This is a genomic window from Phreatobacter sp. (genome assembly GCF_016793595.1).
Lineage (GTDB): Bacteria > Pseudomonadota > Alphaproteobacteria > Rhizobiales > Phreatobacteraceae > Phreatobacter.
Genome location: NZ_JAEULY010000016.1, coordinates 130094 through 147838, shown reverse-complemented (window position 1 = coordinate 147838; position 17745 = coordinate 130094). Strand labels below are relative to the sequence as shown.

Below are 17745 nucleotides of genomic sequence, written 5' to 3'. Positions count from 1 at the left end.
TTTGACAAGGTTTGCAAAGTTTAAGGCCGGGACGAAGCGCCCGGCCATCCGCCATACAATCGGGATGCTCGCACGCTTCTTTCGCAAAGCTGCCCCGATCGAACAGAAATCCGGACTCGCCGCGCCGGAGGACTGGCTGCTCGAACTGTTCGGCGTCTCCGCCGCCACCAGCGTCGGCGTCTCCGCTTCCACCGCCCTGACCGTGCCGGCCGTTGCCAGCGCCGTCCGCGTTATCTCGGAGGCGGCGGCATCGCTCAGCCGCATCGTGGTCGAGATACAGGCAGACGATTCCGAGAAAGAGCTGCCCGATCATCCGCTGACCGTCATGCTCAACGGCGACGTGAACGAGTGGACCAGCGGCTATGAGTTCATCCGCGACCTTGTCTCCGAGGCCCTGACCCGCGATGCCGGCGGTTTCGCCTGGGCCAATCGCCCCCGCGGCGATGTCATGGAGCTCATCAAGTACGACGTCGGCCGCTTCACCGTCGATTACGACTGGGAAGGCACCGGCGAGCCAACCTATCGGAAGGATGGCCTCGTCGTCCCGCGCAATGACGTGATCCACCTTCGCGGGCCGTTCTCCAAGAGCCCGCTGACCCTCGCTCGTGAGGCCATTGGCCTTGCCTATCTCCTCGAAGCCTATGCGGGGCGGCTGTTCAAGAACGGTGCGCGCCCGGGCGGCGTCGTCACGTTCCCGAACGGCATGGGCGAAGAACAGCTCAAGAAGATGCGCGCCGGCTGGAAGAAGGTTCACGAGGGAGCCGACAACGCCGGCAGCACGGCTCTGCTATGGGGCGGAGCGTCCTTCACCCAGTCGCAAATGACGTCTGTGGACGCCCAGTTCCTGGAGATGCGCCGGTTTCAGATCCTCGAAATCGCCCGCGCCTTCCGCGTGCCGCCGTCGATGCTGTTCGACCTTGAGCGGGCGACCTGGTCGAACGGCGAGCAGCAGGGCAAAGAGTTCCTGACCTACTGCCTGGAGCCGTGGCTTCAGGCCCTTGAAGCCGCCCTTCGCCGCGGCCTGTTCCATCCCGACGACCGCGCCCGCTACCGCGTCGTCTTCGATCGCGACGACCTCACCCGCGCCGACCTGACCGCGCGGGCCACCGCGATCAACGGCCTCATCGCCTCCCGCACCATCAATCCGAACGAAGGCCGCGACTGGCTCGGCATGAAGCCGCGCGCCGGCGGCGAGGAGTTCGCGAACCCCAACGTCACCGTCCCGGTGCCGACTTCCACCGAGCAGCAGAAGGAGCCGGCCACGTGACCGACCTGAACGACATCATCGCCATCGCGGACAAGCAGGACGCGGGCGCCGAGCTGGTGATCATCAACCCGATCACTCAGGAACTGACCGACCTCAAGTTCTGGATCGCAGGGCCTGACAGCAACGTGGCGCAGGACGCCAAGAACTGGGCCGCGGATCGCGCGAGACGGGAACACGTCTTGCAACTGCCGCCCGCCATGGCCAATGCGGCTGAGGTTCGCGAGATCACGCTGAGCATCGCTGTCGGGATGCTGGCCCGGTACGTCGTCCGCTGGGACGTGCGCCAGAACGGCGAGCCGGTTCCCTTCACCATCAAGAACGCCGAGCGCGTCCTAGCCTCGTCTCGCATCATCCGCGACCAGATCGACGCCTTCGCAGCCTCCCGTGACCCTTGGATCCCCAAGAAGGTCGACCCGGTGAAGAGGGAGGCCGGCGATGCAGCGGCTTGAGGTCAAGGTCGCCCTCACGGTCGAGGACAGCGGCGCAATCCATGGCATCGCGTGGCCATTCGGATCGCCTGACATGGTCGGCGACCTGATCACCAAGGGCGCGTTCGCCCATCCCGGCGCGCTGCCCATGCTGTGGGCGCACGATCAGAGCCAGGTCGTGGGTGTCTGGGACAGCATCGCCGAGACGGCCAAGGGCCTGGAGGTCAAGGGCCGCCTGCTGATCGATGACGTCGAGCGAGCCCGCGAGGTCCGCGCGATCGTGAAGGCTGGAGGGGCCGGCGGCTTGTCCATCGGCTTTCAGACGAAGAAGGCGGCTCCGCGCCAGGGCGGCGGCCGCACCATCAGTTCCCTGGACCTCAAGGAAGTATCCATCGTCAGCGTGCCGTCCCATCCGGGCGCGCGCATCATCACCGTGAAGGAGGCCCCCATGGCCGGAGAAGAGGGGGCCGCTGCCCCGACCGTCGAGGACCGCGTTGGCGCCCTCGAAACCGATGTCGCAGCCATCAAGGCCGATGTCGCCGCAATGAAGGGGACGGGCGAGGAGGCCGCGAAGGCCTTGACCCGCATCGAAACCAAGATGAACCGCCCGGCCGGCGGCAAGCAGCAGGACGCCGAGGTGCCGATCGAGCAGAAGGCCTTCGGCTCGTTCCTCCGCCGGGGCCCGACGACCATGTCTCTGGACGAGGTCAAGGCACTCCGCGTCGCTGACGACACGCAAGGCGGTTACTTCGCCACCCCGGAGTTCTCGAACGAGGTGCTGAAGGGCATCACCGAGATCTCTCCGATGCGGCAGGTTGCCCGCGTCGGCTCGACGGGGTCCGGCGCCGTGCTGTTGCCGAAGCGCACCGGCCGTCCGAACGGCCGCTGGGTCGGCGAGACCGAACCGCGTCAGGAGACGGGCTCGACCTACGGTCAGGTCGAGGTGCCGGTTCACGAGATCGCCTGCTACGTCGACGTGTCGCAGCGCCTGCTCGAGGACGCCGCGGTCAACGTCGAGAGCGAGGTTTCGACCGACCTCTCCGAAGAGTTCGGCCGCATGGAGGGCGACGTCTTCCTGAACGGCGACGGTGCCAAGAAGCCGCTCGGCATCCTCAAGGCACCGGACCTCACCTATCTGCCGTCCGGCAACGCCTCGACGCTCGGCTCCGCTCCGGCCGATCTCCTGATCAGCCTGATCTACTCGCTCCCGGCCCCCTATCGCAGCCGAGGCTCGTTCATGATGAACGGCTCGACGCTTGCGGCCATCCGGAAGCTCAAGGACTCGTCGCAGGGCTATCTCTGGCAGCCGTCGCTCGCAGAGGGCTCGCCGGAAACGATCCTCGGCCGTCCGGTCATCGAAGCGCCGGACATGGATGACGTCGCCGCGGGCACGTTGACGATCCCGATTTCCATTGCGGCGACTGCCATATCGAGAGCGTCCGCTACCTCCGCGACCCTGACGGCGAGACCTCGCACGCGGTCATTACGCTCGACAGCCTGATCACCCTGTCTTGGAAGTCGGGCTGATGCGCGCGGGAAAGCTCGACCGAGAGATCGTCATTCAGGTGCTCTCTACCAGCGTCAACCCATCGGGCACGCCGGTGCAGACGTGGACCATGCTGGCGACCATGCGGGCGCAGCTCGTCCAGCAGTCGACGGAGGAGTTTATTCGCGGCGGCGCCGTGGCTGAGACGGCGATCATCTTTCGGTGCCGATTCATCGCAGGGATCACGACGTCCCACCGCGTCGCCTATGCCGGCCAGGCGTTCAACATCAAAGAGGTGAAGGAGATCGGCCGCCGCGAAGGGCTGGAGCTGCGCACCGTTTCGGTCGGCGAGGCCGCGTCATGAGGGGCCTGAAGCCGCAGCTCGTGGTCTCGAATGAGGCGATCGTCCAGATGCCACCGCCGCCGTCCTCGCTGCCGAAAGACGGCAAGACGGAGTGGAGGCGCGTCGTGCCGGACCTCATCGCCCGGAAGGTGCTGACCGATACCGACCTCGGATCGCTGGAGGCCTATTGCACCGCCATTGCGGGCGTCCGCGAGACGGCGCGCCTCATCACCCGGCAGGGCCGCATCGTGAAGTCTCCGGCGGGCCCGAAGGCACACCCTGCCGTGCGAATGCAGCTCGCCTACCTGGAGAGCGCGCGCCGGTTCGCCGCCGAACTGGGCCTGACGCCTTACGCCCGCCAGCGGGCCGCCGGTGCCCCGCCGCCCGGAGCAGACGATGACTGGGCTTGAATGGCTCACCGACGGCTCTCCGATCTCTGATCCAGAGGGCCGCGGCGAGCGCGCCGTGCGGGCGCTGGGCAAGCTGAGGCATCCGAAATCGACACTGCCGGGTCGGGCCTTCCAGCTTGATCCGCCCTTCGAACGCATCGTGCGCAGGATCTATGGCCCGACAAATCCGGACGGCAGCCGACAGGTGCGCACCGTGTACCTGCAAGTTGGCAAGGGCTCGCGTAAGACCAGCCTCGCCGCGGCGCTGGCGCTGCTCCACACGTTCGGCCCGGAGCGCGTAGCGGCGGGCCAGAACTTCGTTGCAGCCGCCGACCGCAACCAGGCGCGCATCGCCTTCGAGGAGGCGCTGTCCATCGTGGATGCGACGCCTGCGCTTGCCGATGGGGCGCGCCCTGTCGATTCCAAGAACCGGCTGATGCACCTGAAGACCGGCTCACGGTTCGAGGCCGTGAGTAGCGACGGCAAGAAGAAGCACGGCGCGACGCCGAACTTCGTGCTGGTCGATGAGCTATGGGCCCATGAGAAGGCCGACCTCTGGCACGCCATGCGTACCGGCGCCACGAAGGTGGCGGGTTCGCTGCTGGTCGTCGCCACAACGGCAGGCAGGGGCAACGAGAGCCCCGATTTTCCGATCTACGAGTACGCCAGGAAGGTACAGGCCGGTGAGATCGTTGACCCCACCTTCCTGCCGATCGTCTTCGAGGCAGGCCGCGAGGAGCCCTGGGACGAAGAGGCGACCTGGGCGAAGGTGCTGCCCGGGCTCGCTTACGGCTATCCGGACTTAGCGTCTCTGCGTCAGATGGCGGCCGAGGCTCGCGAGCGGCCGGGCGACCGGGCCGCCTTCGAGCAGTTCTTCCTCGGCATCCGCCAGGACAACAGCCTGACGCCTTATGTCGACATGCGCGCCTACGACAAGGGCGCTCGACCGATCCCTGAAGACATCGACGGCGCGCCTTGCTGGATAGGCGTTGACATGTCGACCACGACCGACCTCACCGCCGTCCTGGCATGTGTCAGACCCCTAGAGAGCGATGAGTTTGTCCTGCTCCCCTTCTTCTTCGTGCCGGAGAACAACCTGCGCACCCGCGCTGACCGTGACGGCGTCCCCTATCCCGAGTGGGCGAAGCAGACATTCATCACTCCGACGCCGGGCAACGTCATCGATCCACGCGCCGTCGAACAGCGTATCCGCGATCTCTGCGAGCGCTTCGACGTCCGCGAGATCAACTTCGATGAGAAGTACGCCCAAGCGGTTATGGGACCGCTGACCGATGACGGCTTCCCCACGGCCTCGATGCGTCAGGGCTGGGTGACGCAATCACCCGCGCTCAATGTTCTCGAAGGGCTCATCCTGTCGGAGAAGATCGTCCACGCCGGCAATCCCGTCCTGCGCTGGTGCTTCGAGAACATCGCCATCCACAACGATAGCGCGGGCAACCGCACCATGCACAAGGGCAAGAGCCGCGATCGTATCGACGGCGCAACCGCTACCTGGATGGCCGTCTCGCGCGCCGTGCGCGAGGAGACCTCGCCCTATGACCGAGACGATTTCGTTGAAAACTGGAGCAGCTTCTGATGACAGAGGATCGCGAACAGCTTGTCGTTGACCTGATCGCGCGGGTCTCCGATTTCGAGCGCAACATTCAGAAGGCCGAAGGCACCGGCACGCGGTCGTTCACGAAGCTGCGCGAGGAATCCAGCCGCGTCACCCGCTCGATAGAGCAGGATTTCGAGCGCTCGACCGGGCGGGTCAATCAGGCCCTGACCAGTATGCAAAGCCATGCAGGCGCCTTCGTCAGCGGGCTCGCCTCGCGGTTCGCGGCCCCGCTGTCCGCGGCCGGCATCCTCGCCACGCTAAACAAGATGAAGACCGAACTGCTGGCGATCGATGACCTCGCCAAGCACGTCGGCCTCTCCATCGGGCAGGCGGCCGCGCTTCGCAACATCTCTACTGGCGTCGGTGCCGGGTCCGGCGCGATCGACCAGACGCTTCGCGGGATCGCCGACAACATCGCCGAGGCCGCCCGCGAGGAGAGCGAGTTCGGCAAGCTGCTGGAAGCCAATGGCATCAAGCTGAAGAACCGGCACGGCCAGGTCATTTCGACCAACGAAGCGCTGGGACACGCGGCCCGGCTGATCGCAAATGCGGCGAATGAGAGCGACCGGATCAAGATCGCCGAGATGCTTGGCGTCGCGAAGGAGCTGATCCCGCTCTTCGCCCGCGGCGCCGACAACCTCGCTTCCATGCGGTCGGAGCAGGAGCGCAGCACACGCGGGCTCGAGGAGGCCGTCCGGAAGGCGAGGGCCTTTGACGAGGCCTGGACCTCGGCATGGGGTAACTTCCAAGTCTCGTCCAAGGTCGCCCTCCTCGACATCGGCAGGGGGCTGGGCCACCTCGCCGAGCAGGCATTCACCTTCGTCAAAGGATTGAACGAACTTCGCAGCTTTAGGGTGGAGCAGGGGCCGGGCACCGGCATCCGATTGGAGACGCCGATCCCCGGCATCACCAACGGCCAGGGCGAGCTGCTGCCGAACTTCCGGCCGCCGGCGCCGCGCAACAGGCCTGCTTCGGCCGACATCGTCACGCCGAACCTCGGCCCGCGTACGGTCATTCCGCCCGGCAGCGATGGCGGAGGGGGTGGCGGCAGCGCCCCAACGGACACCGCGCTCACTCGGCTCAACGCCTACATCGACAGCCTTACGCGCCAAGATGCCGTGATGCGCGCGCAGATCGCGACGTTCGGGCAGTCGGAAGCGGCCCAAAAGGCGGCAATGGAAATCGCGCGTGCTCAGGTCGACCTCAACCGCCTCGACGCCAAGACGCGCGAAGAGGTGACGAAGCGGCTCACGGATCAGGTCAACGAGAGTGAAGCCCTTCGCGTTCGCCTGGAGGCGTTGAACAAGGCCCAGCGGCAGACCGTCGAGTTGAACGACTTCACCCGCGACAGCTTCAAGGGTCTCGCCAGCGACTTCACGTCCAACCTGGCGAACGGCGAGAACGCCTGGAAATCGTTCGGCGAGGCCGGCCTTCGCCAGCTTCAGCGGGTCGGCGACAAGCTCGCGCAAATGGCGCTGGACAATCTGTGGCTCAACGCCTTCGGCGGGGGCGGGGGCCTGTTCGGAGGCGGCGGCCTACTAGGAAGCCTGTTCGGAGGGATTGGCGGGGGCGGGTCCACCGGCACTCAGCTATTCGAGAACGGCGGCTACACCGGGGCGGGGCCGGCCGCCCAATTCGCGGGCTTTGTCCATAAGGGTGAGGTCGTCTGGTCTCAGCGTGACGTCGCCAACGCTGGCGGCGTGGCGGCTGTGGAGGCCATGCGGCTAGGTAAGCCGGGCTTCAGAGACGGAGGCATTGTCCCGCCGACCGTGCCCTCCAGTGTCGCGGTGCCGCGGTTCCAGTCCTTCGGTGCCGCCCGGGGTGGTGGCCCTATCACCTTCGCGCCGGTGACCAACATCACAGTTCAGGGTGACGCGGGCAAGGATACGCTCGCGGCTCTCAAGAACGAGCTCGACCAGCGCGACAAGCGTCTCGAAGCCAAGATGCCCGGCATCGTGGCCAAGGCGAAGCGGGACGGTATAGGCTAGCGCTTTCACTAGGAGCGCTCCGTGACCACCCGCCGTCGTCTTTTTGAGATGTCTACACCCGCAGCAAAAGAGCTGGCGGAACTGCGTGCGGTCGCGAATGACATCATGTTTGCGAACAGATGTTGCTTTCGCCTCGACAAGCTGCTGCTGGAGCCAGAGGAAAAGCGGGACGACACGATACTGCGGGCGCTCTGGTCGGCGGCGCTTGTCTCGTACTTTCGCTGCTTCTCGGGGGGCAAGCGGCTCGCCCTAAGAGCCGAAATCCTGAAGGAACTCCCCGGAGAGCCGCTGGAGTTTCACGCGCAACTTAACGAGATCAGGAACAAGCACATCGCTCATTCGGTGAATGTGCAGGAAGAAATGACCGTTGCCGTAGATGTGCAACCTGGCGCGGGCATCGGCGTGGTGCAGTTGACGCGAATGGAGATCGGTCCAAATGCCGAGATGAATCGGCTGATGGGCCAGGCAACCGCTTTCATAGCGCACAAGCTGGATGCCCAGATCCAAGAGAAGGTGGACATCGTTGTCGCGGAATTCGAGGCGATGACGCCGGAGGCCCGCGCGTTCTTGAAGGAGCTGACATTTCAGGTGCACGGTGTCGAGGGGGCTTCCCGCGTTCGGGAATGAACGGGGAGCCGGGCTCACCGCCACGGCTCAACTCTAAAGCCCTGACCACCTGCCAAGAAGGTCACCCGGAAATCCACACCATTGCTGCAGCTCACCTTCGTGACGCTGCCGAAGGCATCCTGCGGCTGAGGACGGAGGCGCGTGGCGCTAGGGCAGTTCAGCCCGCGTGCTTGGATCAGGCCGGCGTGCATTGCAAGCTGCTCAGGCGAACCTCCAGGTTCGCCGCGGTCGCCAAAATTCACCAGCACGAAGATGACGAAGCCGAAGGCGCCAAGAACCAGCCACGGCAACCAGGTGCTCGCAAACCCGCGCCGCTTGGGCTTCGGTGCCGGGACAATGATCATAACGATTCCCCCTGCGCAATTCTGCGCAAGGGGCGAGAGAAAAGCAAAAAAGGGGCGCGTCAATCGAACTTCAGGCTCTTCTTCAACTCTTCGAGCCTTTGAACTTCGGCACGTCGCTGCTTTTCGTCGGCCGCCTGTCGACGCTGGCTTTCGGCAATCGCCGCCCCAAATCGAGCGTTAGTTGCGTCAATCACCTTCTTCAATTCCGGTATGTGGTTGTCTTGCAACTCGGACGGTACGCAATAAATTTCTATCGTATTCCCCATGGCTACAGCGCGGCGCTTCATCATGTAAATATGCTGGGCCCACTCACTATTGAAATGTTCGGACCACAGCGTTGGCGCGTATTCCGACAATTGAATTACAACAGTGCGCATTTGTCCTTCGGACGGGTGGCCGTCACGAACGTCCTGCAATCCAACCATCTTAATTTCGTTAGACATAGGTTACCCCCTACTTTTCGCTAATCGGACTCCCGCTCCGCCGCCATTCTCCGCAACGAAGATTATTCCGGCGGATTCGAGCGCGGCCCGAATCTTATCGCCGGTATCCTCTCGACCTCCAAGCTCGCCGTCGCTGGCTTCGAGCCGCTTTACAGTCGGAAGCGATACGCCCGATGCCTCGGCCAACGCCGCTTGCGACCAATCCAGAAGCGCCCGCGCGGCCTTCACCTGACGAATTGATACTTTTGGTATTGACAAAGGTGCATCCCGTGACGATACTAAAAGTATCGCACACTTTGGCGATCGGAGCAAATCATGCCGCGACACCCATCTGCGGCAGCCGGCGAAGCTATGCCCGCTGCCCTGCCCTCACTTCGGCGCCAAGCCGAGGACGCCATTGACCGACTGCTGGCTTTGCTGGACGCCATCGACGGCGACACGGACCTGGAAGACGACGAACTCGAAGACGGTGGCGATAGAGAACCATCGCTTGGGTGGCGTGACTACCCGATCTACCAGAGCGGCAACATGTTCGGCGGCTGCGACGACCTCGAAGAGGAGTACATCTGATGACCACTCGTCGAGCGTTTGCTACCGGCCTTGCAAGCCTTGCACTCCCCGCCCCTACTCCCGTCGCGGCGGAAGACGTCGATGCGCGCGTCGTTCGGCTCGGCCGAGAGCTGTCCGCCGCCCTGGATGGCTTTTACGACGGCAAGTTCGGCGCGGAGATTATGCCGGCTTCAATGGGCCGCAAAACGGCGTTGCTCATCTTCGACATCGAAACGCGCACTGAGACGCAAGCGTTGTTGACCCCTCCCCCCGATTCTTACGAGCGCATGCTGTGGTTTTTCACGCGGTTCTGCGAGGCAGCGAAGGAGGTCGATCCGACCATCACTCGCTTCCGCACGTCCTACGACATCGAGACGGGCGTGCCGGCGAACGTCATTGCGCGACACTGCGCGCCCGAACTCGACCCATGGGATGGCCCGCTCCTAGCCGACGATGCCGGCAGGCCATCTTAAAATCCTGCGCCTGACGCAGATAAATGTTGAGCGCGCTTATTCTGCGTGCTACGCATATTTGCGATGAGAGCCAAAGAAGCGATCCCGATTCTTTCTGAAGCCTGGGGCGTCCCGATGGAGACGGCCTGGGTACTCGACCGTTCGCTTGCCGATGCTGGTTTGCGTCAGAAGGTGAAGGGTCGCAATCCTCCTCACATGACCCTCCGCGAGGGCATCCATTTCCTGCTCGCATGCATGACCTACAAGGTCGCCACGAAGGCGGCCGATGACGTCGCGTACTGGTCGGCGTTTCGTTGGAAGCCCATCGACGCGGACTGCAAAGAGCGAGGATCGATCGAGGACGCGGAGCGCAACGCGGCTCTCGGCGCATTGTCTCATCGGCCTGACGTGGGGGTGATGGAGTTTGGCGACGACGCCTGCAAGGTATATCCAACGGGATACAAGCAAGCCGTGGTGGATGTGCTTGCCGGCACTGATGACGGCGCCTCGCTCGTTGACTATCTGATGGCGCTGTCTCGCTGGCTTGTTGCGGTTGACGCCCCGACGCCGGGAGACATCAAGCTCGAGATCGTTCCGTCAAACGACCATGTCGCTGTCGTTTTTTCACAGGCGTTCCACGGCGAGATTCACACGGACTTTTTCTTTCGCGCCGACGACGGCCCAAGTGCTGACGATGACGCGTGCGGAATACACCGCTCCGTCTACGTCTACGGCGACGCGCTCCAGCAGATCCTCGCACGAACCGAAGGTCTGGAGCGCCGATGATGACGCGTCCCGACAACGGCAATGTTCCCACCTTCGTCAGCCGCGAGGTCGCCGCTCGCGAGTGCGGCATCAGCGTCGACACATGGGACGCGTGGGCGCGCGAGGGCTTCGTGCCGCAAGCCTCCATTCGTCGGGGCGGCGTCCTTCGCTGGTACTGGCCCGATGTCGTCTCGCGCCTCGCCAGCGGGCCGCTGCAGACGATCGAAGACGACCCATTCATGAAGGGAATCGCCGATGCCGATAAGGCGCAGCGCCGGCGTGCCGCTTCCTGACCACGTGTTCCGGGTCAAGCGGCCGAACAAGGAATACTACTTCTACCAGGAGCGCCGGGGACGACCGGACAAAGGCCCGCTCGTTCGGCTGCCCGACGATCCGCGCGACCCGCGGTTCTGGGAGAAGGTCGCCGAGCTAAAGAACGGTGCCGCCGGTGCTGCGGGGACGTTCAAGGCGCTGGTCGCTCACTTCAAGACGACGCACCGCTACACGACCAAATTGGCCGAGAGTTCGCGCGAAACTTACGACGTGGCGCTGAACTACATCGACGCCAGATGGGGCGCTCTGCCCGTTCGCGACGTCCTGCCAAAGCATGTGTATGCGCTACAGGAGTCACTCAGCGACCGGCCCTCCATGGCGAACATGGTGATGCGGGTACTTCGCGTGCTGCTGAAGGAAGGCATCAAGGCCGACTACTGCAGCATCAACGTCGCCCGCGAGATCGAGCCGTTGGATGAAGCAGGAATCGGTGCCGAGCCGTGGCCAGCGGAAGCCTTCGCTTACGTCATCCAGCACGCGCCACCACTCCTGATGCGCGCCGCCATTCTCGGACGCGCGACTGGTCAGCGAGGCGTCGATCTCGTTCGTATGCGTCCCGTGGATCGCCGCGAGAACGGCATCGACATGCTCGTGCGAAAGCTGGGCAACGAACGGCACTGGTGCCCCCTGCCCAACTGGTCGATCCCGATCATCGATGGATGGGGCGTAGAGCGAATGGTGCCCTATCTGACGATCGGCGACCGAATCATTTCCGAAGACCGGTTGCGTGCGGAATGGAAGATCTGGCGCGACGCGCAGGCCGACAAGATCCCCGCCGACATCACCCTGCACGACCTGAGAGCGTCGGCGGTATGCGAGAGGAGAATCGCTGGGCTCGCGCACCAAGTGATTTGCGACCAGCTCTGCATGAGCCCCGGCATGGTGATGCGGTACTCGAAACACATCGACCGAGAGATGAACGCCCGATCTGGAATGAAGACCCTGGAACGAGCGGAGAACAGCGACCTGAAAATTATCCAGGCTGCTATTGAAAATCGAAAAGCTTAACTCACTGAAAAAACAGGTGAAATCGAGATGCTCGGCATAATTGGCGGTTAAGCGGCGGGGCTGGCATGATCGCCGCGGCGATTCGCACGCGTCCGGCCGCAGCCAGAGAGGCACCCGACTTGGTCCGTTTCGAGAATGTCGGTTTGCGTTACGGGCTCGGCCCCGAGGTGCTGAGGGACCTGACCTTCGGTATCGACCCGCATTCGTTCCAGTTCCTCACCGGGCCGTCCGGCGCCGGCAAGACCAGCCTCCTGAAGCTCCTGTTCCTGTCGCTCAGGCCGACGCGCGGCCTCGTCACGGTGTTCGATCACGACACCGCGCGGCTTTCCAAGGACGAACTGTCCGTGCTGCGCCGGCGCATCGGCATCGTGTTCCAGGATTTCCGCCTGCTCGACCACCTGACAACCTACGAGAACGTCGCCCTGCCGCTGCGGGTGATGGGCAAGGACGAGGCGAGCTACCGCTCCGAGGTGGTCGACCTGCTCGACTGGGTGGGCCTCGGCGACCGTATCGACGCCTATCCGCCGATCCTCTCCGGCGGCGAGAAGCAGCGCGCCGCCATCGCCCGCGCCGTCATCGTGCGCCCCGAAATGCTGCTGGCGGACGAACCGACCGGCAATGTCGATCCGCCGCTCGCCAAGCGCCTGCTGCGCCTCTTCGTCGAGCTCAACCGCACCGGCACCGCCGTCCTGATCGCCACCCACGACCTGTCGCTGCTCGACCAGGTGGAGGCGCGCCACCTGATCATCCGCGACGGCTCGGTCGCCATCCTCGATCCGCGCCACGGCGAGGACGGCGGATGGTGATGTGGACCCGCCGCAGCGCCTCGCTCAGCCACTGGTTGGCGACACGCGATCGTCCGGCCCCTGCCGATGGCGGAACCGGCGCGCGTTCGGGCCGCGCGGCTTCGCTGGTGCCGGCCGCCTCGATCTCCGGCCGGGCGCTGGCGGTGATCATCGCCATCATGACCTTCCTTGGCTCGCTGACGGTCGGCGCGGTGGATCTGGTGCGCACTGCCGCCGAGGACTGGACCGCGTCCATCGTGCGCGAGGCGACAATCCAGGTGCGTCCGGTCTCCGGCCGCGACCTTGCCGCCGACGTGCGCCGCGCGACCGAGATCGCGGTCCGCTTCCCCGGTGTCGCCGACGTCTCGCCCTACACGGCGGAAGAAACGCGGCGGATGCTGGAACCCTGGCTCGGCGCCAGCCTGGGTGCGGAGGACCTGCCGATCCCGCGGTTGATCGTGGTCAAGCTCGCCGACGACCGGCGCACCGACATGACCGCCTTCCGCAACGCCCTTGCCGCCGAGGTGCCGAGCGCCAGCCTCGACGACCATCGCCAGTGGTTCGACCGGCTGCGCGCCATGGCGCGCGCGGTGATCGTCGTCGGCCTGACCATCGTCTCGCTGATGGTCGCGACCATGGCGCTGTCGGTGGTCTTTGCGACGCGCGCGGCGGTCGAGACCAACCGCCCCGTGGTGGAGGTGCTGCATTTCGTCGGCGCGCGCGACAGCTTCATCGCGGGCGAGTTCCAGCGCCACTTCCTCTGGCTGGCGCTGAAGGGCAGCGCGATCGGCGGCCTCATGGCGCTCGCCGCCATCCTCGTCTCGGGCTTCGTCGCCGGTCGCTGGCGCGCGACGGCCGGGGGCGACCAGATCGAGGCGCTGTTCGGCTCGTTCTCGCTGGGATCGACCGGTTATGCCGGCATCGCAGCGCTGGTCCTGCTGGTGACGGCGGTCGCAGCCGCGACCTCGCGCTGGACCGTCATGCGGACGCTGCGCGCCATCGACTAGGCTGCCCGCCGCCCGGCCGGCGCGCGTTGCCCTGCCCGGTCCGCCATGGTCTTATCCGCCGCCTCAGATCAGGAGCATGCCGAGATGAAGACCCGCGCCGCCGTCGCCTGGGAGGCCAACAAGCCGCTGACCATCGAGACCATCGATCTCGACGGGCCGAAGGCGGGCGAGGTGCTGGTCGAGATCATGGCGACCGGCGTCTGCCACACCGACGCCTACACGCTGTCGGGCCTCGATTCCGAGGGCAAATTCCCCGCGATCCTCGGCCACGAGGGCGCGGGCATCGTCCGCGAGATTGGCGCGGGCGTCACTTCGGTCAAAGTCGGCGACCACGTCATCCCGCTCTACACGCCGGAATGCCGGGCCTGCAAAACCTGCCTGTCGCAGCGCTCCAACCTCTGCACCGCCATCCGCGGCACGCAAGGGCAGGGCCTGATGCCCGACAACACCTCGCGCTTCTCCTGCGAGCCCGTCGGCTCGGCCAGGCGCAACGAAGTGTTCCACTATATGGGCTGTTCGACCTTCTCGAACTTCACGGTGCTGCCGGAGATCGCGGTGGCGAAGGTCCGAGAGGACGCCCCCTTCGACAAGATCTGCTACATCGGCTGCGGCGTCACCACCGGCGTCGGCGCGGTGATCTACACGGCCAAGGTCTGGCCGGGCGCGAATGTCGTGGTCTTCGGCCTTGGCGGCATCGGCCTCAACGTCATCCAGGCGGCCCGCATGGTGGGCGCCGACAAGATCATCGGCGTCGACCTCAACCCGGCCAAGGCCGAAATGGCGAAGAAATTCGGCATGACGCACTTCGTCAATCCCGACGAGGTCGGCCGCGACAAGGTGGTTCAGGCCATCGTCGACCTGACCGGCGGCGGCGCGGACTTCTCCTTCGAGTGCATCGGCAACATCCACACCATGCGCCAGGCGCTGGAATGCTGCCATCGCGGCTGGGGCGAGAGCATCATCATCGGCGTCGCGCCTTCAGGCACCGAGATTTCCACCCGGCCGTTCCAACTGGTCACCGGCCGCGTCTGGAAGGGCTCGGCCTTTGGCGGCGCCAGGGGCCGCACCGACGTACCGAAGATCGTCGACTGGTACATGGAGGGGAAAATCGACATCGATTCCCTGATCACCCACACCATGCCGCTCGATCAGATCAACACCGCCTTCGACCTGATGCACGAGGGTAAGTCGATCCGCTCCGTCGTGGTCTATTGACCGCATTGTTGCGAATGACGGCCCTGCGCTGACGAAACCCTGCAACAATCCGCCTTCAGCTTCCGTTCATTCCGATGATGATCGCCTGCCCGTGGGTATGGCGTCGTCTGGCTTGAACGGGAGCATGTCATGCACGACCGCGATTATGTGAAGCTGCAACCGGCCCAGATGGGCTTCCGCTATGTCGGCTCAGTGCCGTCCGAAGCCCGTCCGCTGCTGACGCGCGCCTATGAGAGCCTCAAGCGCGACATGGGCGGAAAATGGGACGCCCAGATCGCCGCACGGGAAATCTGCTGGATGAACATCTGGCAGGAGGACGAGGAGGGCGACACCATGGAGCTCTCCGACAGGGCGCTGGCGAAGGAACTGCACGACTGGTGCGCCGTGGCGGCCGGCAGGTTTGCCGAACAGGGCGCGATCATGGACGGCTACGGCTTCGTGGTGAACCCTGTCGGCTCCAAGCCGCAGGCCTGGCACGTCGACTACACCACCGATGCTGCCGCCATCTGGATTCCGTTGACGCAATTCACCGACCGCAACGCCACGCAGTTCATCACCCTGCCGGAAACGACGCCGGACGACGTGCTGGAGAGGGTCGCGTCCAATGTCGACGAGGTGGATTTCGCGGCTCTCGCCCGGGGCGTCGACCATTTCGAGGTCCACCAGATCGTCGCCCGGCCAATGTCGGTGCTCTATATGGGGCGCGGCACGATCCATCGCGGCATTTCCAATACCGGCGACGACAACCGCATTTCCTTCTACGTCTCGCTGCACTTCATCCGCGACTATTCCGTCTATCCCTATGCCGCCGACGAGCGGTCCGAGAAGGCGGTCGTCAACTTCAACGACTGAACACGCGGCGGCGGGTTCCTGACGGGATCGGCCGTGATCGAAGCACGACCGGACCGAAATCCCGGCCACAGTCGAAACGGGCTGGCGAAGACGAAAGAGCTGGCGGTCCCGAAGGGATTCGAACCCCTGACCTTCGGTTTAGGAAACCGCTGCTCTATCCTGCTGAGCTACGGGACCGGCGCGCCCTCTATCTCACGGCGGCAGGGCCGCCCGCAAGCGCGTCAGCTTCCGAACAACGATGCGCGCTTGGCGGCCGAGGGCTGCTCGGGACCGGGATCGTCAGGGGCGCGCGCCATCGGAAACACCGTCTCGGTCGGCACCGGGCGCGGCTTCGCCACGGGCGCTGCCTCCGGCAGAGGCACCGCGGTCGGCGCCAGAACCACGGGCGGCGGCGGAACGGGAGTCGGCAGTTCGACGACATTGGCCGCAACCGGAGCGGCGGCGACCTCCGCAGTCGGCGCCGCGGGCTCCGGCACGATCTCAATCAGCGGCGCCGGCTGGGGTGCCTCGTGGGCGTCCGCCAGCACGTCGTCGACCTGCAGCAGCGGCCCGCCGATCTCGGCGACGGGAACTTTCCACTCGAAGGCGTCGAGCCGTCCCGACAGAAGCGAAGCCGGCAACCAGACATCGCTAACCTGACCGTCGGCGCTCCAGACGGGGTCGCGCGCAGCGCGCAGCGCCCGGGCCATCCACTCGCGCGCGCGCCCGTGATCGCCGCTCTCCTTGGCGACCAGCTCGGCCATGAGCAGGCAGGCGCGCTGCGTCGGCGTCGCGGCCGTCAGTTCGCCGAGCGCCGTATGGGCGGCGGCAAAATCGCCGGCATCGATGGCGGCGCGGGCGACCGCCATCAGTCCCTCGGGATGCGAGGGGGTCAGGCGTGCGAGATACTGGACGCGCTTCAGGGCGTCGAGCCGGGAATCACCGCTGCGCGCATGGGCATAGGCTTCGGCGAGATCCGGGTGCGGGGCGGTCTTCCACGTCGCCTCGATGACCTTGGAGGCCTTGCGCGTGTCGCCGTCGGCCGCGAGCAGCCGGCCGGCGATGGCGGCCGCCGGCACCAGCGAGGGCGCGAGCCCATGAGCCTCCATGGCAAGGGCTCGCGCTGCGGCGGGATCGCGGTCCTCGGCCTGCACGGCCTTGGCCGTGAGCAGGACCGCCTTGAGGCGCTTGGCCTGATCCTTGTCGATGACGCGGGCGGCATATTGCCGCTCGACGCTGGCGAGCGCACCGTCCCAGTCGCCGGCGCCGGTCTGGTGCTCCAGCACGGCCTGGCTTGCCCAGGCCGCCGTCTGCGACGCCTTGGCGGCCTCTTCGGCGATGGCGCGCGCCGCGACCGGATCGGTGCGGCGCTGGGCCTCGACATAGAGGCCGCGCAAACCGAGCACCCGCGTCTCCGGCTTCGCCACCATGGCGCGGAAGGCCTGTTCCGCTCCGCCACGGTCGCCCGCCAGCTGCGCGGCCTGCGCGCGGAGCAGCAGGGTGAGCGGCGCATCCGGCGCCAACCGCTCGGCCTCCGCCGCATGACGTTCGGCCGCGCGCCGGTCGCCTGCGCCGATCGCCACGATGCCACGCTCGATCGCCTCCTGGCCGCGCTGGGCGCGGCGGCGGCGCAGCACGCGCCCGGCGATGGTGGGGCTTGCGATCAGCCATTTCACGAAGCCGATGGCCATCATCACGACCACGGCGCCGATCACCAGCGCGATGACGCCGGTCAACACCTCCAGCTCGATATGGCGGCCGAGCCAGCGCACGGTCACGGTGCCCGGCTGATCAGCGATCCAGGCGGCGCCGAAGGCCAGCGCCGCGACAAGGGCAAGGAACAGGACGACGCGAACCATCTGGAACT

21 protein-coding genes and 1 tRNA gene are annotated in these 17745 nt (G+C 65.6%); 17 read left to right on the top strand and 5 right to left on the bottom strand.

Features of this window, described 5'->3' with window-relative positions; all coding sequences use genetic code 11:
• Nucleotides 1-64: 64 nt before the first annotated feature.
• Genes JNK84_RS17955 through JNK84_RS17920 form a run of 8 tightly spaced genes read left to right on the top strand, consistent with a single transcriptional unit; the run spans nt 65 to nt 8146 of the window.
• Nucleotides 65-1267 (top strand): phage portal protein, encoded by a 1203-nt coding sequence (locus JNK84_RS17955; protein WP_293426206.1) that lies wholly within the window; start codon nt 65-67, stop codon nt 1265-1267.
• Nucleotides 1264-1716, top strand: coding sequence for a hypothetical protein (locus JNK84_RS17950; protein ID WP_293426205.1), 453 nt, complete (start codon nt 1264-1266; stop codon nt 1714-1716). Before JNK84_RS17955 ends, JNK84_RS17950 begins: the two co-directional genes overlap by 4 nt.
• Entirely contained in the window at nt 1703-3196 is a 1494-nt protein-coding gene (locus tag JNK84_RS17945; RefSeq protein ID WP_293426203.1) for a phage major capsid protein, read from the top strand. The genes JNK84_RS17950 and JNK84_RS17945 overlap by 14 nt, the downstream gene beginning before the upstream one ends.
• 10 nt (nt 3197-3206) lie before the next feature.
• Nucleotides 3207-3545 carry a phage head closure protein gene (locus JNK84_RS17940; protein ID WP_293426201.1) on the top strand — a complete coding sequence of 113 codons (339 nt, stop codon included), beginning with the start codon at nt 3207-3209 and terminating at the stop codon, nt 3543-3545.
• A complete protein-coding gene (locus JNK84_RS17935; RefSeq protein ID WP_293426199.1) occupies nt 3542-3934 on the top strand; it encodes a phage terminase small subunit P27 family in 393 nt (130 codons plus the stop codon). The genes JNK84_RS17940 and JNK84_RS17935 overlap by 4 nt, the downstream gene beginning before the upstream one ends.
• A complete protein-coding gene (locus JNK84_RS17930) occupies nt 3921-5510 on the top strand; it encodes a terminase large subunit (protein ID WP_293426197.1) in 1590 nt (529 codons plus the stop codon). The genes JNK84_RS17935 and JNK84_RS17930 overlap by 14 nt, the downstream gene beginning before the upstream one ends.
• Nucleotides 5510-7519: a hypothetical protein gene (locus JNK84_RS17925; RefSeq protein ID WP_293426195.1), complete on the top strand. Its 2010-nt coding sequence runs from the start codon at nt 5510-5512 to the stop codon at nt 7517-7519. Before JNK84_RS17930 ends, JNK84_RS17925 begins: the two co-directional genes overlap by 1 nt.
• Nucleotides 7520-7540: 21 nt before the next feature.
• Nucleotides 7541-8146, top strand: coding sequence for a hypothetical protein (locus JNK84_RS17920; protein WP_293426192.1), 606 nt, complete (start codon nt 7541-7543; stop codon nt 8144-8146).
• A 14-nt stretch (nt 8147-8160) separates the two neighbouring features.
• Here JNK84_RS17920 and JNK84_RS17915 read toward each other — a convergent pair whose 3' ends face one another.
• The 3 genes from JNK84_RS17915 to JNK84_RS17905 are packed head-to-tail and all read right to left on the bottom strand — an operon-like array spanning nt 8161 to nt 9161.
• On the bottom strand, nt 8161-8490 hold the full coding sequence (locus tag JNK84_RS17915) for a hypothetical protein (protein WP_293426190.1): 330 nt from the start codon (nt 8488-8490) through the stop codon (nt 8161-8163).
• Nucleotides 8491-8549: 59 nt separating this feature from the next.
• A complete protein-coding gene (locus JNK84_RS17910) occupies nt 8550-8915 on the bottom strand; it encodes a hypothetical protein (protein ID WP_293426188.1) in 366 nt (121 codons plus the stop codon).
• Between the two features lie 21 nt (nt 8916-8936).
• Nucleotides 8937-9161 (bottom strand): helix-turn-helix domain-containing protein, encoded by a 225-nt coding sequence (locus JNK84_RS17905; RefSeq protein WP_367272362.1) that lies wholly within the window; start codon nt 9159-9161, stop codon nt 8937-8939.
• Between the two features lie 123 nt (nt 9162-9284).
• On the opposite strand from JNK84_RS17905, the gene JNK84_RS17900 reads away from it, so the two are divergent.
• The 9 genes from JNK84_RS17900 (at nt 9285) to JNK84_RS17860 (ending at nt 15899) form a co-directional block, all read left to right on the top strand.
• On the top strand, nt 9285-9503 hold the full coding sequence (locus tag JNK84_RS17900) for a hypothetical protein (RefSeq protein WP_293426184.1): 219 nt from the start codon (nt 9285-9287) through the stop codon (nt 9501-9503).
• Nucleotides 9503-9955, top strand: a complete 453-nt coding sequence (locus JNK84_RS17895; protein WP_293426182.1) for a hypothetical protein — start codon at nt 9503-9505, stop codon at nt 9953-9955. The genes JNK84_RS17900 and JNK84_RS17895 overlap by 1 nt, the downstream gene beginning before the upstream one ends.
• A 63-nt stretch (nt 9956-10018) precedes the next feature.
• A complete protein-coding gene (locus tag JNK84_RS17890; protein ID WP_293426180.1) occupies nt 10019-10720 on the top strand; it encodes a hypothetical protein in 702 nt (233 codons plus the stop codon).
• Nucleotides 10717-10992, top strand: a complete 276-nt coding sequence (locus tag JNK84_RS17885; RefSeq protein WP_293426178.1) for a hypothetical protein — start codon at nt 10717-10719, stop codon at nt 10990-10992. Before JNK84_RS17890 ends, JNK84_RS17885 begins: the two co-directional genes overlap by 4 nt.
• Nucleotides 10955-12040, top strand: a complete 1086-nt coding sequence (locus JNK84_RS17880) for a hypothetical protein (protein ID WP_293426176.1) — start codon at nt 10955-10957, stop codon at nt 12038-12040. The genes JNK84_RS17885 and JNK84_RS17880 overlap by 38 nt, the downstream gene beginning before the upstream one ends.
• A 119-nt stretch (nt 12041-12159) precedes the next feature.
• Nucleotides 12160-12846: a cell division ATP-binding protein FtsE gene (ftsE, locus tag JNK84_RS17875; protein WP_293426174.1), complete on the top strand. Its 687-nt coding sequence runs from the start codon at nt 12160-12162 to the stop codon at nt 12844-12846.
• The gene (locus JNK84_RS17870; protein WP_293426172.1) at nt 12840-13832 is read left to right on the top strand and encodes a cell division protein FtsX; all 993 of its coding nucleotides are present in this window, start codon (nt 12840-12842) and stop codon (nt 13830-13832) included. Before ftsE ends, JNK84_RS17870 begins: the two co-directional genes overlap by 7 nt.
• A gap of 84 nt (nt 13833-13916) precedes the next feature.
• Entirely contained in the window at nt 13917-15047 is a 1131-nt protein-coding gene (locus JNK84_RS17865; RefSeq protein WP_293426170.1) for an S-(hydroxymethyl)glutathione dehydrogenase/class III alcohol dehydrogenase, read from the top strand.
• Between the two features lie 129 nt (nt 15048-15176).
• Nucleotides 15177-15899, top strand: a complete 723-nt coding sequence (locus tag JNK84_RS17860; protein ID WP_293426168.1) for a hypothetical protein — start codon at nt 15177-15179, stop codon at nt 15897-15899.
• Between the two features lie 100 nt (nt 15900-15999).
• Here the strand turns inward: JNK84_RS17860 and JNK84_RS17855 are convergent.
• Both JNK84_RS17855 and JNK84_RS17850 read right to left on the bottom strand, forming a co-directional pair.
• Nucleotides 16000-16076 (bottom strand) — tRNA-Arg (locus JNK84_RS17855).
• 44 nt (nt 16077-16120) lie between these two features.
• The gene (locus JNK84_RS17850) at nt 16121-17737 is read right to left on the bottom strand and encodes a heme biosynthesis protein HemY (protein ID WP_293426166.1); all 1617 of its coding nucleotides are present in this window, start codon (nt 17735-17737) and stop codon (nt 16121-16123) included.
• Nucleotides 17738-17745: the final 8 nt, after the last annotated feature.

What these genes read in the sequence shown, in the direction of transcription:
- JNK84_RS17955 (WP_293426206.1), top strand. Translation starts at nt 65, where the DNA reads ATGCTCGCACGCTTCTTTCGCAAAGCTGCCCCGATCGAACAGAAATCC.
- JNK84_RS17945 (WP_293426203.1), top strand. Translation starts at nt 1,703, where the DNA reads ATGCAGCGGCTTGAGGTCAAGGTCGCCCTCACGGTCGAGGACAGCGGC.
- JNK84_RS17935 (WP_293426199.1), top strand. Translation starts at nt 3,542, where the DNA reads ATGAGGGGCCTGAAGCCGCAGCTCGTGGTCTCGAATGAGGCGATCGTC.
- JNK84_RS17930 (WP_293426197.1), top strand. Translation starts at nt 3,921, where the DNA reads ATGACTGGGCTTGAATGGCTCACCGACGGCTCTCCGATCTCTGATCCA.
- JNK84_RS17925 (WP_293426195.1), top strand. Translation starts at nt 5,510, where the DNA reads ATGACAGAGGATCGCGAACAGCTTGTCGTTGACCTGATCGCGCGGGTC.
- JNK84_RS17915 (WP_293426190.1), bottom strand. Translation starts at nt 8,490, where the DNA reads ATGATCATTGTCCCGGCACCGAAGCCCAAGCGGCGCGGGTTTGCGAGC.
- JNK84_RS17910 (WP_293426188.1), bottom strand. Translation starts at nt 8,915, where the DNA reads ATGGTTGGATTGCAGGACGTTCGTGACGGCCACCCGTCCGAAGGACAA.
- JNK84_RS17900 (WP_293426184.1), top strand. Translation starts at nt 9,285, where the DNA reads ATGCCCGCTGCCCTGCCCTCACTTCGGCGCCAAGCCGAGGACGCCATT.
- JNK84_RS17895 (WP_293426182.1), top strand. Translation starts at nt 9,503, where the DNA reads ATGACCACTCGTCGAGCGTTTGCTACCGGCCTTGCAAGCCTTGCACTC.
- JNK84_RS17890 (WP_293426180.1), top strand. Translation starts at nt 10,019, where the DNA reads ATGAGAGCCAAAGAAGCGATCCCGATTCTTTCTGAAGCCTGGGGCGTC.
- JNK84_RS17885 (WP_293426178.1), top strand. Translation starts at nt 10,717, where the DNA reads ATGATGACGCGTCCCGACAACGGCAATGTTCCCACCTTCGTCAGCCGC.
- JNK84_RS17880 (WP_293426176.1), top strand. Translation starts at nt 10,955, where the DNA reads ATGCCGATAAGGCGCAGCGCCGGCGTGCCGCTTCCTGACCACGTGTTC.
- JNK84_RS17870 (WP_293426172.1), top strand. Translation starts at nt 12,840, where the DNA reads ATGGTGATGTGGACCCGCCGCAGCGCCTCGCTCAGCCACTGGTTGGCG.
- JNK84_RS17865 (WP_293426170.1), top strand. Translation starts at nt 13,917, where the DNA reads ATGAAGACCCGCGCCGCCGTCGCCTGGGAGGCCAACAAGCCGCTGACC.
- JNK84_RS17860 (WP_293426168.1), top strand. Translation starts at nt 15,177, where the DNA reads ATGCACGACCGCGATTATGTGAAGCTGCAACCGGCCCAGATGGGCTTC.
- JNK84_RS17850 (WP_293426166.1), bottom strand. Translation starts at nt 17,737, where the DNA reads ATGGTTCGCGTCGTCCTGTTCCTTGCCCTTGTCGCGGCGCTGGCCTTC.